Consider the following 16,676-nt stretch of genomic DNA (forward strand, 5'->3'; position numbering starts at 1 on the left):
TGTTTACTCTGCCGCCCATGTGCCTAACCTTCCCGTCGCGGCTCGCCACCAGAGGGCCGGGAAAAGACGGCCATGTTTACACCAAAGCTGGAAGAGTTCGTGAGTCTGGCACAGCAGGGCAACCTGGTCCCCGTTGTGTGCCGGATTCTGGCTGATTTTGAAACCCCGCTCTCGGCCTACCGCAAGCTCCGCGGCCAGGGCGAATCGTTCCTGCTCGAATCCATCGAGGGCGGCGACACCCTGGGACGTTACTCGTTCGTCGGGTGCAATCCGCGCGCCATCATCCGCCAGACCGGCGACCAGGTGGAAGTCATCGAAGAAGGCCGCGTGACGGAAACGTATCGCGTCACGCCGCAACCCGGCGCCGAAACAGACGTGCGCGATGGCCTCGTCGTGGTGGAACGGGTCATGCAACGCTTCAAACCCGTCACGCTGCCGGGGCTGCCGCGCTTCACGGGCGGCGCCGTCGGGTTTCTGGGCTACGAATTCATCCACGACATCGAACCCGTCGTGCCGCGTCCGCCGCGCGATGAACTGGGCACCCCGGTCCTCTATTTCCTCATTGCCGATGAAGTGCTGGTGTTCGACCGCGTGGCGCAGACCATCACCGTGATGGTCAACGCCTCCACCGCCGGCCGCGATCCGCAGGAAGCGTATGAAGACGCCTGCGACGAGCTGGGCCGGCTGTTGTCGCTGCTGGAGCAGCCGACCGAACAGCATCCCCTGCCCGTCCCGACGGACGTGCCCTACATGCCGTTTGAATCAAACGTGCCCAAGGAAAAATTTCTCGAAAACGTGGTGGCCGCGAAACGTTACATCACGTCGGGCGACATCATTCAGGTGGTCGGCTCGCAACGCTTTTCCACGCCCGTGACGGCTACTCCGCTGGACGTTTACCGCGCCGCACGCACCATCAATCCGTCGCCCTACATGTTCCTGTTGGAGCTCGAAGGCTTCTCGCTGGTTGGCGCTTCGCCGGAAATCCACGTGCGCGCCGAAGCCGGCCACGCCTCCATCCGGCCGATTGCCGGCACGCGCCCGCGCGGCAAGACGCCGGACCTGGACAACGAAAACGCCCGGGAACTGCTGGCCGATCCCAAGGAACGCGCCGAACACGTCATGTTGGTGGACCTGGCCCGCAACGACCTCGGCCGCGTGTGCGAATACGGCTCGGTGCAGGTCAAGGATCTGATGATCATCGAGCGTTACAGCCACGTGATGCACATCGTATCCCACGTGGAAGGCCAGCTGGCGGCGGGCCGCACGCCCTACGATTTGATGCGGGCCACGTTCCCGGCCGGCACGCTCAGCGGCGCGCCGAAGATTCGCGCCATGCAGATCATTTCCGAACTCGAAGGCACGGCGCGCGGGCCCTATGGCGGCTGCGTCGGCTATTTCAGTTTCAGCGGCACGCTCGACTGCTGCATCACCATCCGCACCGCGCTCATCAAGGACGGCAACGCCTACGTGCAGGCCGGCGGCGGCTGGGTGAACGATTCCGTGCCGGAGAATGAATTCCAGGAAACGGTGAACAAATCCAAGGCCATGCTCAAGGCCGTGGCGATGGCAGAAAGCTTCGGCCGGTAACAGCGCCGCCTCACGGCGTTGGGCAGGCGCACTTTTCCGGCTCGCGTTGTCCGCCAAACCCTGTCTAACTCGCCCCGTCTCAGAGGGGCCATGAACGACTTCTACGCGATCGATTCCGCGCGGGTAAGCCATCGGGAATACTGGTGGGGCACCAAATCACCGCTGGTCATTGTAGGTTGGATCGCCAAGTGGCTGCGCCTGCGGATTCCGAGTTCAACCGACGATCCCAACTGCACGTCCACCCTGCCCGGTCAGGTCGAGGCGCTGCCCGCCGAGGTGATGACCCGGTTTCAACCGCTGGCCAACGAACTGGCGGCGCTTGGCTTTTACGACGTGGCGTATCACTGCTTCCACGACCCGGGCACCCAGACCACGATTTACTGGGCAACGTTTCTGCACGAGTCGGGCGTCCATTTTGCGCGGCTGCACCAGCGCCTCTGGGGGCAGGCCCAACGTTCCGACCGCGGCCTGTTCCCGATGTTTTTCACGGAGTTCACGGACGGCACCTTTCTGGTCTCATCTGCCGGCAAGCCGGACCTGGCCACGCCGGCAACGGTCCGCATGAACCGGATGCCCGGCTCGCCTTGCGCCACCCTCTGGGCAGCGCACCAACAGCTCGTGGAAGCGGAGAGCGCCAAAAAAATGCCCGCCCGCATCGCCACGCCCGAGGAGGCGCTGGCCGCGACGGAACGTCACCACGTATTGCTGCGCGATTTCAATCTCACCCGGGGCGTGTTTCGGCCCCGCACAACGGTCGAACAAACCCAGGCGGAAAACTACGGAGCGGCCATGGCCCAGGCCCAGGCCAGCGGCTTTCAACATCCGGAAGTGCTCGCTGAACTGGAGCGGCTCCAGGCGAACAAGGCCAGCTGGGGCAACGCGATCTGGATTCTGCTGCTGTCCATCGTCGCGTTCGTTGCGCTGGGCGCCGCGCGCTGGAACTGGAAATTCACGCTCTGGCTCATTCCCGTGCTGCTTTTTCACGAAGCGGGCCACTGGCTCGCCATGCGGATTTTTCGCTATCGCAATCTGCGGATGTTTTTCATTCCGCTCTTCGGCGCGGCCGTGACCGGCCGGCATTGGAACGTGCCCGGCTGGAAAAAGGCCATCGTTTCGCTGGCCGGACCGGTGCCGGGCATCCTCGTGGGCGCGGTGCTCGCCGTGGTCGCGCTCATCGTGCAAAAGCCGTGGCTGAGCGAGGGCACGTTCATTCTGCTCATTTTGAATGGATTCAACCTGCTGCCCGTGCTCCCGTTGGATGGCGGACATGTGCTGCACGCCACGCTCTTCTGCCGGAATCGCTGGCTCGACATCGGCTTTCGCTGCGCGGCCATTCTCGGGTTGTTTCTGCTGGGGCTGGCCGGGCTGGGACGATTTCTGATTTACATTGCCGTGGCGCTGGGACTGGGCCTGCCGCTCGCATTCAAGCAAAGCAAGGTGGTGGATCAGATGCGCAAAACCGCCCTGCCGCCACCGCAACTGGACTCCGACCGAATCCCGCCCGAAACGGCCCAGGCCATCATCACCTCGCTGAAGGCGGAGCAGCCCAAGGGCATGTCCAACAAGATGCTGGCCCAGCAGACGCTCGCGGTTTACGAAACCTTGAACGCCAAACCGCCCGGCGCGCTGGCCACGCTGGGCCTGCTCGCCGTTCATGGCGGCGCGTTCTTCCTCGCGGTCGTGTTCTGCTTTCTGCTGGTGAACGGTCGGGAACCAACTCGAACTTGGTCCTACAATTCCGCCACGCGGAAGCCAGTTAATGCAGTATCACACTGCATTCCCACCATTGCGTCTCCGTCAAATACGATTTCCACGACGCCTATTTCTTCGACGGCTTTGACGACCTGAGCGACGACTTGGAATAGCGCCCCGCCCGGCCAACGCGGTTGCCGCCCGGCCGGAATACGACCACATTACCGCATGCAACTGCTGCTGCTCCGTCACGGCATCGCCGTCGAACCCGGCACCCCCGGCTATGCACGCGACAGCGAACGGCCCCTGACGCCGGAAGGCCGCCGCAAGACCCGGCAGATCGCCCGGGCTCTCGCCCAACTGAAACTGCGGCCCGAGGTCATCCTCACCAGTCCTTATGTGCGCGCGCATCAAACGGCGGAAATCATCGCCGTCACACTGCGCCGGAAAAAGCAACTGCACCTCTGCGCCCCGCTGGCCGGCGGCGGCGACCCGAAACAATTGATTGCCGCCATCAACCGACAGCACGGGGACGCCGAATCCGTCATGCTGGTTGGCCACGAACCGGACCTGAGCCAGCTGGCCTCCTGGCTGATCACCGGCGCGGCCGACGGTGCGGCGTTGGAATTGAAGAAAGGCGGCCTGTGCCTGCTCGAGGCGGAAACCCTGCGCGCCGGACGTTGCGCCCGGCTGCGCTGGCTTTTGCCGCCCAGGATCCTGCTGCGTTGAAGCGCGGCCGCGGTTTTGCCGCAGGGCGCCCCCCGCAACGCCGGCTTGCGCCCACCGGCTTTATTCGCGACTTTCTTCCTTCGTTTTTATGCAAACGCCCGATTCCATCCGCGAAGCGCTGAAGGCCGTGAAGTATCCCGGTTACAGCCGCGACATTGTTTCGTTTGGCCTCGTCAAGGACGTCGCCGTCAACCACGGCGCCGTCAGCGTGGCGATTGTGTTGACCACGCCGCAACCCGAGACGGCCCGGCAAATCAAGGCGGAGTGCGAACAGGTGCTGGGCACGCTGCCGGGCGTGGACAAGGTTTTCGTGGAAGTCAAACAAAGCGGCGCCGCACCCACCAACCCGGCGCACGCGCAAAGTCCATGGGCCAGTCAGAATCGCGTGCCCGGCCTCAAACGCGTCATCGCCGTGGCCAGCGGCAAGGGCGGCGTGGGCAAGTCCACGGTCAGCGTGAACCTCGCCTGCGCGCTCCAACATCTCGGCGCCCGGGTGGGGTTGCTGGATTGCGACATTTATGGCCCCAGCATTCCGCTGATGATGGGCGCCCGGGAACGGCCGACCGTCAGTGACGACAACAAGTTGATCCCGCCCGCCGCCCATGGCGTGAAGTTGATGAGCATGGGCTTCCTGCTGGAGGACGATCAACCGGTGATCTGGCGCGGACCGATGATTCAAAAAACCATCCAGCAGTTCATTCATTCGGTCGATTGGGGCGAGCTCGACTATTTGCTGGTGGATCTCCCGCCCGGCACCGGCGACGCCCAGCTTTCACTTTGCCAGACGGTGCCACTGGACGGCGGTGTGGTGGTCACGACACCACAGGAGGCCTCGCTGGGTGTGGTGCGCAAAGGCATCGCCATGTTTGAAAAGGTCAACGTTCCCATCCTCGGCATCGTGGAGAACATGAGCTACTTCGTGACGCCCGCCGGTGACCGCGTGGAAATCTTCGGGCACGGCGGCGGCAAAGCCGAAGCGGCGCGTCAAGGCATTCGCTTTCTCGGCGAAGTGCCGCTCTTCACGGAAATCCGCATCGGCGGCGACCGCGGCGAACCCGTGGCCGCCACGGCACCAGAAAGCGCTCCCGGCAAGGCGTTTATACAAGTCGCCACGGCGGTCAAGGAGGCCACGGCGTAGGTTGGTGGCGGCCGGGCAGCATTCATGCGGGGTTTGCGATTGCTGACGACGGGGGTGTTCCGCTAATACTGGCGTGGTCTTCGGTTGCCGGTTCGTAGCATCCACCACGCAAGTTTCTCCCGCGCAGGATTGCCACATCCCCACCGCCAAACGAAGCCCATTGATGGGTTATGAATTACCGAACACTCTCAATCTTTCGCGTGGCGCTCATGGTCGCCAGCCTGTCGGCCGCCGGCCGCACCCTGGCCAGCGAAAACGTTCCGCACGCGCCGTTCGCGCAGTGGGCTGATCTGCCGGCCAGAGGCGAATTCCGCGCCGGTGTCTTCTACGAGGAATCCGAGGCGTATCACATCTGGGCCGACAACACATATCATGATGTCACCTGGCACAAGAACGGGGAAACCTACGGCATCGACATCAACCAAGGCTATGTTGCCCTGCAATATGGCCTGACCGAAAAATGGGCGGCCGACCTGTCCATCGGCTACACCACGGCAGCCTGGCGTGATTTCGCCAACGGCGGCAACACGCACGGCACCGCCAAATCAACCACGGGTTTCATGGATGTGGGCCTGGGCGTGCGTTACCAGTTCTGGAACGAAACCAACGCGCCGTGCGCCTGGTGCCCGACGCTCACGTTTCGCGCGGGCGCCGTTTTGCCGGGTGGTTACAACAAGGATTTCCCCTTCGCCCCCGGCGACCGCTCCGCCGCCATCGAGCCGGAATTGCTCGCCAAAAAACACTTCGGCTGGACGGGCTTCGGCATGTATGCCGATGCGCTCTTCCGCTGGAACCGCACCACGCACAATGACCATTACATCGTTTCGACCGGATTCCTCCAGGAGATCCGGGACTGGGAATTGAACGTGGGCTACCGCCGCTTGGGAACGGTTTCCGGCGACAGCATCCAGTTCGATCCCACCACGCGCATCATCAGTTATCCGCGCGAAGTCCGCGAAATCAACGATTCCCTCGAGGCGGGCTTCCGCTACACCACGCCCCACAAGCACATCGAGTGGGGATTCTACCTGCGCGATGTCCTCGACGGCGCCAACACCGACGGCAAATTCTGGGTGGGCGGCTACGTCAACGTGCCGTTTCATTTCGGCCACGCCAAATAACCATCGCCGGCGCCGCGCCGCTTGACGCTGCGCCCATCCGCTGCGACTGTTCGCCCGCTTGGCGCAACCACCCCAGGTCGCGGCGGCAAGCAGCTTGTTCGACCGCCTCGCGCAGGCTCCCGCTGTGCAATCCCTTGTCCGGCGCCTGGAGCGGGGCGGAGCTTTGCGCGCCGCCGGCATCAGCGCACCCGCCCAGCCTTGCCTCGCCGCACTGCTGCAGCAAGACCGGTCGCCACACCCGCTCGTCATTGTCGCCGACAGCCTGAAAACGCAGGAATGGTTTCAACAGGATGTCACCACGTGGTTGCAGATTTCTGCGTCGCCGTCCCCCAACCTGCATCCCCCTTTGCCGACTTTGTTCTATCCGGCCTGGGAAATTTTGCCCCACGAAGCGAAGCTCCCGCACGCTGACGTCATCAGCGAGCGTCTGGAAACCCTGATCGCCCTGGCCGGCCCTGCCACCCGCGGCAGCGCGCCGCACCCGCTCGTGGTCACCAACGTGACCGCCCTGCTCCAGCGCACCTTTCCGTCGGCTGAACTGGCCCGCCGCACCCGCGCGTTGCGACGCGGCGACCGCACCGAACCGCTCGACCTGGTCGAATGGCTGGAGGAGCAAGGCTACGAACCCGAAGCGCAAGTCACTGCGAAGGGCGAACTCGCCTTGCGCGGCGGCATCCTCGACGTTTTTCCGCCCACCAGCCCGTGGCCGGTGCGGCTGGAATTCTTCGGCGACGAACTGGAATCCCTCCGCGAGTTTGATCCCTTGACGCAGATTTCCCGGGATGAAATCGCCGCGGTTACTCTGCCGCCGGCGGGCGAACTCGGCATTCTGAAGCAAACACTCGGGAACATCGCCGGAACGGACTCCGCCACCGGCAACGCGTTCGCCACGTTGCTCGATTATCTGCCGAACGACACAGTCGTTCTGCTCGCCGAGCCCGAAGCACTGGAGGAGCACGCGGCCATTTACGCGTCGCAAGTCCCCGCTGGCGACCCGTTCTTCGTGCCGTGGGCCGAATGGCGTCGCCAAGCCGCGCAACGCGGCCTGACGTTGGTGGAACTGGGCGAGGCCGAACCCTTGGAAGTCGCGGCGGCACAGGACGCCGGCACGCCGGAGACGATTCCACTACGCCTGCCTTCGCTTGATGCGTTCCGGCCGCTCACCGACAAGCTGCCCGAGCCGCATGTGGCCGAGGCGCAGCGGCGCGAGTTTTTCCATCAACTGCACCGCTGGCTGCGGCAGGATTATGCCGTCCACGTGTTCTGCAACAACGACGGCGAGCGTCAGCGCTTCACGGAAATCTGGCAGGAAACAGAACTGGATGAGCCGAACGCCGGCCCCACCCTGCACCTTGGCTCGCTCGCCCGCGGTTTCATCTGCGACGACGCCCGGCTCGTCGTCGTGACCGACGCGGAAATTTTCGGGCGTTACAAGCGTCAGCAGCCGCGGCGTTTGAAATCCGCCCACGCGCAGGCCGCCCGCTCCGCGCTCGACATTGATTTCACCGACCTTGAAGAAGGCGATCTCGTCGTGCACCTGCAACACGGCATCGGGCGTTTTCTCGGGTTGAAGGAGCCGCCCGCCACCGTGGGCGCCCGCAAATCCGAAAGCGCGCCACAAAAATCCGAAGAATGCCTCGTCATCGAATACGCGCCCGCTTCACCGGAACAACCAGCGCCGCGGCTTTATGTGCCGGTGACGGAGGCTCATCTCGTCAGCAAATACGTCGGCGTTGGCAAGGTGCGCCCGCCGCTCAACACGCTCGGCGGCACGCGCTGGCAGAAGGCGAAGGAGCAGGCCGAACGCGCCGTGCGCGACGTGGCGGCGGAGTTGTTGCGCATCCAGGCCGCGCGCGAATCGCAGGCGGGATTTTCCTTTGGCCCGGACACGTCGTGGCAACGCGAGTTCGAGGCGGCGTTTGTCTTCGAGGAAACGCCCGACCAATGGCGCGCGATTCAAGAAACCAAAACCGACATGGAACGGCCAAAACCGATGGACCGCCTGATCTGCGGCGACGTCGGCTTCGGCAAAACCGAGGTGGCCATCCGCGCCGCGTTCAAGGCGGTGATGACCGGCAAGCAGGTCGCCGTGCTGGTGCCGACCACCGTTCTGGCGCAGCAGCATTTCAACACGTTCCGCGAGCGCATGGCGGATTACCCGGTGCGGGTCGAGCTGCTTTCGCGCTTCCGTTCCCGGCGCGCCCAGCAGAAAGTCATCGAGGACCTCGCCACAGGCGCGGTGGACATCGTCATCGGCACGCACCGGCTCGTGCAATCCGACGTGGTGTTCAAAGACCTCGGGCTGGTGGTGATTGACGAGGAACAGCGCTTCGGCGTGTTGCACAAGGAGAAGTTCAAGCGGCTCCGCACGCTCGTGGACGTGCTCACGCTGAGCGCCACGCCGATTCCGCGGACGCTGTATCTCGCGCTGACCGGCGCGCGTGACATGAGCACCATCCAGACGCCGCCGCAGGACCGGTTGCCGGTGGAAACCATCGTCACGGCCTACGACGAACGGCTCATCCGCGATGCGATTCTGCGGGAATTGAACCGCGGCGGACAGGTGTTCTTCCTGCACAACCGCGTGATGACCATTGAAACGATGGCCGCCAAGCTGCGCGCCCTCGTGCCGCAGGCACGGATCATTGTGGGGCACGGCCAGATGCACGCGGACGATTTGGAGGAGGTGATGACCGCGTTCATCAACGGCGAGGCCGACGTGCTGCTCTCAACCACGATCATTGAAAGCGGCCTCGATATTCCGAACGCGAACACCATCATCATCGACCGCGCGGACCGCTTTGGCCTGAGCGATCTTTACCAGCTTCGCGGCCGCGTGGGGCGCTACAAGCACCAGGCTTACGCGTATTTGCTGATCCCGCGGCACGCGGGTTTGTTGTCGGACGCCCGCAAACGCATCAGCGCGATGAAGCAATACGCCACGCTTGGCAGCGGCTTCAAGATCGCCATGCGCGACCTCGAAATCCGCGGCGCGGGCAACCTGCTGGGCGCCGAGCAAAGCGGCCACATCACGGCGGTCGGGTTTGAACTGTATTGCGACCTGCTGAAACACAGCATCGCGGCGTTGAAGGGCGAAAAGGTGAAGCCGCGCGTCGCCGTCGAGGTGCGGCTGGATTTCCTGGTTGTGGGCGCCGTCGACGAGCCGTTTCCATCCGGCGAAACGCCCGACTCAAGGGAACGCGCTTCCCACCAGGCCACGCTCCCGCACACCTACATTCCCGAGCCGCAGCAGCGCATCGAGATTTATCGCAAACTGGCACAGGCCGCCGACCGCGCCGCCCTGGCCGGGTTGCAGAAGGAAGTGCGCGACCGTTTCGGCCCGTTGCCGCCGCCGGTGGCCATGCTGTTGTTGCTTGGCGAACTCAAACTGCTCGCGGCCGAACGCGGCATCACGGCGGTTGAAGTGCGCGACGACAAGCTCATGCTCACCCGCCACGGCGATTTTGTGCAGGTCGGCGGAAAATTTCCCCGCCTGACGAAGAAGGTTCCCGAAGCCCGGTTGAAGGAAATCCGGCGACTTTTGCAGGCGATTTGACGCGGCTTATTTGAGCGCAGCCAGATAGGCGACCAAGTCGCGCAATTCCGGCCGGGACAGCACCAGCCACAATCCCTCCGGCATCGGCGACACGGCATTGCGCCGCGATTGCACGTCCGCAACCTTGACCGTGCGCACGCCTTCATCCGCCGAATTCACCACCAGTTCGGTGGCCGACTCCCGTCGGAGCACGCCGGACGCGGCGTCGCCATTCTTGAGCAGCAGAATCACCGACTGATACCCCTCGGACGTCTGGGCGTTGGGAAAGATGATCGACTCCAAAATTTGCTCGCGAGTCTGGCGGGCGCCAAGGCCGTCCAGCGGCGGCCCCACGTCGCCACCCGAGCCGCCGACCTGGTGGCATTTGCCGCAATTGGCCTCGGGTTTCTCGAAGAACACCTTGCGGCCGGCCCCGGCATCGCCGCCGGCCAGCAGGTCGCGGTAAGGCGCGAGCGCATTGGTCACCGGCCGGGTCGCCGGGGGCGTGCCGATGTAGCGAAACCGCTCCACCCGGCGAACCTCGGCACTCACCCAGAGAATTGCGAGCAGCACGGCTACCACGAACGCGGCCAGCACAAACCACGGCCAGACGAGTTTGGGATTGGATTTCGGCGCTTCGTCCACGGGCGGCATTATCTCACGCGCCAGCCGCCATCGCACAACTCGAAAATTCTCGCCGCCCCGGGCTGCGCTCCGCATCTTCTGCGCGTGCATCTGGCTCACCTGCGACTGCGGGACTTCCGCAATTACGCGCGTCTGGATGTTGATTTTGCCCCCGGTTTCCACCTGTTGCTGGGTGACAACGCCCAGGGCAAAACCAACATCCTCGAAGCCATTTACCTGATGGCCACGCTGCGTTCGTTTCGCGGGGTGGGCAGCGCGCAAATGGTCCGGCAGGGCGCGAAAGGTTATTTCGTCGGCGGCACGGTCGTCGGCCAGGGCCAGGCTGAGATTAAAATGTATTGGTCCGCCGCCGAACGCAGTCTGGGCTTGAACGGCCGCCCGGTGAAGAAGCTCAGCGATTATCTTGGCACGTTGCGCACGGTCGTGTTCTGCACCGAGGATTTGCAACTCATCAAGGGCACGGGCCGCGTGCGGCGACGCTTCCTCGACCTGCTGCTGTCGCAAACGCAGCCGGGTTACCTGCCGTTGCTCCAGCGTTACGCCCACGCGCTCCGGTCGCGCAACGCCCTGCTCAAGCAGCGCGTGGTGGACGAGGCGGCGCTCGAAGGTTTTTCGCGGGAGCTGGTCGCCGTCGGCACCGAGATCACGCGCCAGCGCCACGAACTCGTGCCCCGCATTTCGCCGCTGGCCCGGCTCGCGTATCGCCGCATCTCCAACGACGCCGAGGAACTGCGCATTGAATACCTGCCGAGCGTAAAAAGGGATTTCGCGGTCGAACTGGCCGCCAGCCGCGCCCGCGAACGCGGCCAGCGCCTGACCCTCGTCGGCCCGCATCGCGACGAGTTGCAGCTCGACCTGAACGTGCGCGCCGCCGCCCAGTTCGGCAGCGAAGGCCAGAAACGTTCCGTCGCCATCGCGCTCAAGATGGCGCAGGCGGAATATCTCACCGGCCTGCATGGTGCCGCGCCGCTGCTGCTGATCGACGACGTCATGGGCGAACTGGACGTGAAACGCCGCAGTGGCTTCCTGCCCTTGCTGGAACAGGCGCACCGCTCGCGCGGCCAGGTCTTCATGACCTGCACGGAGGAGAACTGGCCCCGCGAACTGGGGCTGGAGCTGCAGCGGTGGGAGGTTCGTGAGGGGATGTTGTCCATTGCCTGAAAGCAGTGATTCGATGAGAACTCAAACATTGCCACCGATTCCGTTTGAAATACTCTGCGGCTCAGAGTCATGAAGCGAATCCGTCAACACAGGAACCTCTTGGCAACGCGCTCCTTCCGCCTTCTTTCCACGTAACACACATCCATGCCCGCTGAAACCCACTCCCAAATCGCCAGCTTCATCTGGAGCATCTGCAACCTGCTCCGCGGGCCGTATAAACGGAACGAATACCGCAAAGTCATCTTGCCGCTCACCGTTTTGCGCCGCTTCGACTGCATCCTCGCGCCGACCAGGGCGAAAGTGCTGAAGGAGCACGCCGCCATCAAGGCCAAGGGGGAAAACATCATCCGCCATCGTCTCTCGCAGATCACCGGCGTGCCGTTCTTCAATCTTTCCAAGTTCACGATGGCCAAGCCCGCCGAAGGCAGCGGACTCAATGGCTTGCTCGACGACCCGAACCACCTCGCGCCCAATCTCAATAGCTACATCAACGGCTTCTCGCCCAACGTCCGCGCCATCATCGAGCGCTTCAAGTTCCCCGAGCAGATCGCCTACATGGCCGAGAAAGACCTGCTCTACCTCGTCATCAAGCAGTTCGCCGCCATCGACCTCTCGCCCGACCGCGTGGACAACGTCCAGATGGGCTACGTCTTTGAGGAACTCATCCGGATCGGCGCGGAACAATCCAACGAGGAAGCCGGGGAACACTTCACCCCGCGCGAAGTGATCAAACTCATGGTCAATCTCCTCCTCTCGCCGGAGAAAGACCTCGCCCGCAGCCACGTCGTCAAGACCATCTACGACCCCGCGTGCGGCACGGGCGGCATGTTGTCCGTTGCCGAGAAATACATCCGCGATCTCAACGCCGACGCCCAGCCCAAGCTCTTCGGGCAGGACTGGAACGACGAAGCCTGGGCCGTCTGCAAGTCCGACATGCTCATCAAGGGCGAGGACGCCGACGCCGTCATCCTCGGCGACACCTTCACCAAGGACGGCTTTGACCGCACCGCTGACGGCAAGAAATGGACTTTCGATTACATGCTCGCCAACCCGCCCTTCGGCGTGGAGTGGAAGCAGCAACAGAAATACATCGAGAACGAGCGTGACACCCTCGGGTTCAGCGGACGCTTCGGTGCGGGCACGCCCCGTGTGAATGACGGTGCGCTCCTCTTCCTCCAGCACATGCTGGCCAAGATGCGCGCCCCGCAGGATGGCGGCAGCCGCCTCGCCATCGTCTTCAACGGCTCGCCCCTCTTCACCGGCGATGCCGGCGGCGGCGAAAGCGAAATCCGCCGCTGGATCATCGAGAACGACTGGCTGGAGGCCATCGTCGCCCTGCCCGAGCAGCTCTTCTACAACACCGGCATCTCCACCTACCTCTGGGTGCTCACGAACCGGAAGGAAAAGCCCCGCAAGGGCAAGGTGCAGCTCATTGATGCCCGCCAGTTCTGGGTGCAGATGGAAAAAAGCCTCGGCAACAAACGCCGCCGCATCGGCGACCCCTCCGACAAGGAGAAAGACCCCGACCACATCGGCGAACTCACCAAAATCTTCGGCAGCTTCCGCGACGGCCAGAAGCGCAAGTTCACCGTCGAAGACCCCATCACACATCAGGACGTGGAGCGCGAATTTGTCGTCAGCAAGATTTTCGACAACGAAGACTTCGGCTACCACAAGATCACCGTCGAGCGCCCGCTGCGGCTGAACTTTCAGGCCAGTGCCGAACGCCTCGCCCGGCTCGACGACGAGAGCGGCTTCAAGAACCTCGCCACCAGCGCCAAGAAAGACCCCGCCATCCGCGAAAAGGAAATCGCAGCCGGCAAAGAGCGGCAGGAAGAAATCCGCGAACTGCTCCGCGCCTTCGGCAAGGCGACCAAGGAAAAGCTTTTCAAAGACCGCACGGCGTTCCTCACCGAACTGCGCGACCTCGACCGCGCGCGCGGCGTGCGCCTGAGCGCCCCGGAACTCAAGGCCGTGCTCGCCGCCCTCGGCGAACGCGACGACACCGCCGAAATCTGCCGCGACCGCGACGGCCAGCCCGAGCCCGACGCCGACCTGCGCGACACCGAGACCGTGCCGCTCAAGGAAAGCATCGAGGCCTACTTCAAACGCGAGGTGCTGCCCCACGTGCCCGATGCGTGGATTGACACCACCAAGACCAAGGTCGGCTACGAAATTCCGCTCAACCGCCACTTCTACCGCTACGAGCCGCCGCGTCCGCTGGAAGTCATCGAGACCGACCTCAAGCGCCTCGAAGACGACATCGTGAAAATGCTTCGGGAGGTAACCGCTTTATCCGCAGATTGACGCAGATGAACGCAGATTTTCCAGACAAAGAGAAACGCGATCCCGAGACGTTTGCCATCATCGGTGCAGCCATGGAAGTGCATCGGGAATTGAAGCATGGGATGCTGGAGGCGGTTTATCAGGACGCCTTGGAAATGGAGTTCCGGTTGCGTGGAATCGTGTTCGAGAGAGAAAAGTTGTTGCGCGTCCTCTACAAGGGCCAGGTTTTGAACAGCTTTTACAAAGCCGATTTTGTCTGCTTTGGAGGTGTGATCGTGGAGTGCAAAGCCCTCTCGCAAATGGGGGGAGTCGAGGATGCACAGGTGATCAATTATCTGAGGATTACCGGCCTTGAACGGGCGGTGTTGCTCAACTTCGGGACGCCCTCGCTCCAATACAAACGGCTCGTTTTCTCCCAAAAAGAAATCTGCGCCAATCTGCGTAAATCTGCGGATTTCTCCTTATGAAGCTCCCGGCCTACCCGCGCACCAAACCCAGCGGCGTCGAATGGCTCGGCGACGTGCCGGAGCATTGGAGCGTAAAGGCAATTAAGTGGGAGACGCCGGTTCTGCGCGGCGCATCGCCGCGACCCATTGACGACCCCATCTACTTCGATGACGACGACGGCGAGTATTCGTGGGTGAGAATCTCAGACGTTACCTCGGCAGGCACATATCTAAGCAGCACAGAGCAGAAGCTCTCCCGGCTCGGCAGCTCCCTGAGCGTGAAACTGAAGCCCGGCGCACTGTTTCTCAGCATAGCTGGTTCGGTCGGAAAGCCGTGCATCACCCAAATCAAATGCTGCATTCACGACGGCTTCGTTTACTTCCCGCGTTTCAAGGGCGACGCGAAGTTTCTATATTACCTTTTTGCCAGCGGTGAACCATATCGCGGCCTCGGAAAACTGGGGACACAACTGAACCTCAACACGGACACGGTCGGCTCAATCGTTGCGGGATTCCCGGACGTCGCCGAGCAACGATCCATCGCGGCGTTTCTGGACCGGGAGACGGGGCGGGTAGACCGGTTGGTGGCGAAGAAGCGGGAGTTGATCGAGCGACTGAAGGAGAAGCGCACCGCGCTCATCTCCCACACCGTCACCCGCGGCCTGCCGCCCGCCGCCGCCCGCGCCGCCGGCCTCCCCGCCAACCCGCCCCTCAAACCCTCCGCCCTCGACTGGCTCGGCGACATCCCGGCGCATTGGGAAGTGAAGAAACTCAGTTGGCTCTTCCGTTACGCCAAAGGGCCAAGCGCCGCCATGCTGACGAAGGAATACGTCGCGGACAACGCAGGCGATTTTCCAGTCTTCAGTGGCCAAACTGAAAACGAAGGGCTGATGGGGATGATCGACTGGCACGAGTTCAACTTCGCTAGCCCAGTCATTTTCGTCACGACCGTCGGCGCACGAGCCATGAGCACGCGAATTGTTTCGTGCAAGTTCAGCCTTTCCCAAAACTGCGCTCTCATCATTCCACGGAGCAAGAACGCGAATCCACGATACTACGAAGCAGTTCTTCGTCGCCTCTTTGATTACGAACGTCGAAGCATCTCCTTAATCATGCAGCCCTCGCTCCGTTTCGACGACTTGGACAAGTTTCGCGTCCCCCTTCCACCGCCCGAAGAGCAAGCCGCGATCGCCGCGTATCTGGACGAGGAGACGGCGAAGCTGGACGCGCTGGTGGGGAAGGTGGAGGCGGCGGTGGAGCGGTTGCAGGAATACCGCACCGCCCTCATCACCGCCGCCGTCACCGGCAAGATTGATGTGAGAAAGGAATCACATGGCTAACAAATTCGAAGGCACAATCGAAGAATTGCAGGCACTGGTCAAAGCAGCCGGCATCAAAGGCAAATGGGAAGATGACGGCCAAGGCAAGCACACCTTCCGCAGCAGCGACGGTGGCGTTCTTAACTGGTGGACATCGCGAGGAACGGTCCAGTTGCAAGGCCAAGACAAGGCAAAGCAAAAACTGGAAAAGGCGATTGCCGGAGGCGCGGAGTTAACGACGGGCCAAGAGACGCAACCGGCAGCAGCAGGGAAACAGCAACCGAAGCACATCTTCATCGTTCACGGGCACGATTCTGATGCTCGCGACCAACTTGAACTCGCGTTGCACCGGCTTGGCCTGAAGCCGTTCATCTTGATGAACAGCAGTGGCGGCGGGAAAACCATCATCGAAGCACTGGAGGGCCAGATTGGCCGCGATTACACATCCGACTTTGGCATCGTGCTGATGACGCCTGATGATTTCGGCTACGCCAAGAAAGACGGCGACAAGAAAGTCGAACCGCGTGCCCGACAGAACGTCATCCTTGAGGCTGGGATGCTGCTTGCCTCGCTGACGCGGGTGCGGATGGCGATCATCGTCAAAGGTCATCTGGAAATGCCGTCCGACCTCCAGGGAATCATCCATCTCGCCTACAACGACCATGTGAAGGAAATCATCCCGAAGCTCTGCCAGCGTTTGAAAGAAGCCGGCTTCGACCTCGAACCAAACCAAATCGCCGCCGCAGCGCAATGAAGACGAACCAGCCCCCCATTGCGACCGCTGTGGCCGTCAAGGTTGACCTGCGCGGCAGTGTTGCCACTCACCGGCCAAAGCCAGTAACCTCTGCCAGCCCATGAGCTACCGAGAGCCATTGCCCGACGGATGCCCGCCCGAAGCGGCGGAGGAAATTGTCGCGTCCAGGGAGGTTTTTCGTCTGGTTCGAAACAACCCGCCGGCGTTGGATGATTTCCGCTCGCAGCGCGCCGAGAAACCGCAGGCAGTTTTTCAGGTGTCGG

The 16,676-nt window shown here is 62.8% G+C and carries 12 protein-coding genes; 11 read left to right on the plus strand and 1 reads right to left on the minus strand.

Going from position 1 to position 16,676, the window contains the following annotated elements; all coding sequences use genetic code 11:
- Nucleotides 1–72: 72 nt before the first annotated feature.
- From trpE to mfd, 6 genes are all read left to right on the plus strand, one after another.
- The gene (gene trpE, locus VFV96_08370) at nt 73–1,587 is read left to right on the plus strand and encodes an anthranilate synthase component I (protein HEU5070412.1); all 1,515 of its coding nucleotides are present in this window, start codon (nt 73–75) and stop codon (nt 1,585–1,587) included.
- A 90-nt stretch (nt 1,588–1,677) separates the two neighbouring features.
- Entirely contained in the window at nt 1,678–3,435 is a 1,758-nt protein-coding gene (locus VFV96_08375) for a site-2 protease family protein (GenBank protein HEU5070413.1), read from the plus strand.
- Nucleotides 3,436–3,507: 72 nt separating this feature from the next.
- The gene (sixA, locus tag VFV96_08380) at nt 3,508–4,008 is read left to right on the plus strand and encodes a phosphohistidine phosphatase SixA (GenBank protein ID HEU5070414.1); all 501 of its coding nucleotides are present in this window, start codon (nt 3,508–3,510) and stop codon (nt 4,006–4,008) included.
- An 88-nt stretch (nt 4,009–4,096) separates the two neighbouring features.
- A complete protein-coding gene (locus VFV96_08385) occupies nt 4,097–5,146 on the plus strand; it encodes an Mrp/NBP35 family ATP-binding protein (protein ID HEU5070415.1) in 1,050 nt (349 codons plus the stop codon).
- A gap of 170 nt (nt 5,147–5,316) precedes the next feature.
- Nucleotides 5,317–6,267 carry a hypothetical protein gene (locus VFV96_08390; protein ID HEU5070416.1) on the plus strand — a complete coding sequence of 317 codons (951 nt, stop codon included), beginning with the start codon at nt 5,317–5,319 and terminating at the stop codon, nt 6,265–6,267.
- A 58-nt stretch (nt 6,268–6,325) separates the two neighbouring features.
- The gene (mfd, locus tag VFV96_08395) at nt 6,326–9,823 is read left to right on the plus strand and encodes a transcription-repair coupling factor (GenBank protein ID HEU5070417.1); all 3,498 of its coding nucleotides are present in this window, start codon (nt 6,326–6,328) and stop codon (nt 9,821–9,823) included.
- A 6-nt stretch (nt 9,824–9,829) separates the two neighbouring features.
- Here mfd and VFV96_08400 read toward each other — a convergent pair whose 3' ends face one another.
- Nucleotides 9,830–10,447, minus strand: a complete 618-nt coding sequence (locus VFV96_08400) for a c-type cytochrome (protein HEU5070418.1) — start codon at nt 10,445–10,447, stop codon at nt 9,830–9,832.
- Nucleotides 10,448–10,531: 84 nt separating this feature from the next.
- Between VFV96_08400 and recF the strand changes: the two genes are divergently transcribed.
- The 5 genes from recF (at nt 10,532) to VFV96_08425 (ending at nt 16,413) form a co-directional block, all read left to right on the plus strand.
- Nucleotides 10,532–11,608 carry a DNA replication/repair protein RecF gene (gene recF / locus VFV96_08405; protein ID HEU5070419.1) on the plus strand — a complete coding sequence of 359 codons (1,077 nt, stop codon included), beginning with the start codon at nt 10,532–10,534 and terminating at the stop codon, nt 11,606–11,608.
- Nucleotides 11,609–11,752: 144 nt separating this feature from the next.
- Entirely contained in the window at nt 11,753–13,915 is a 2,163-nt protein-coding gene (locus VFV96_08410) for a class I SAM-dependent DNA methyltransferase (GenBank protein HEU5070420.1), read from the plus strand.
- 5 nt (nt 13,916–13,920) lie between these two features.
- Nucleotides 13,921–14,361, plus strand: coding sequence for a GxxExxY protein (locus VFV96_08415; GenBank protein ID HEU5070421.1), 441 nt, complete (start codon nt 13,921–13,923; stop codon nt 14,359–14,361).
- A gap of 53 nt (nt 14,362–14,414) precedes the next feature.
- Complete coding sequence (locus VFV96_08420) at nt 14,415–15,680, plus strand: restriction endonuclease subunit S (GenBank protein HEU5070422.1); 1,266 nt, start codon at nt 14,415–14,417, stop codon at nt 15,678–15,680.
- A complete protein-coding gene (locus VFV96_08425; GenBank protein ID HEU5070423.1) occupies nt 15,673–16,413 on the plus strand; it encodes a nucleotide-binding protein in 741 nt (246 codons plus the stop codon). Before VFV96_08420 ends, VFV96_08425 begins: the two co-directional genes overlap by 8 nt.
- Nucleotides 16,414–16,676: the final 263 nt, after the last annotated feature.

This window comes from Verrucomicrobiia bacterium (assembly GCA_035765895.1).
GTDB lineage: Bacteria > Verrucomicrobiota > Verrucomicrobiia > Limisphaerales > DSYF01 > DSYF01.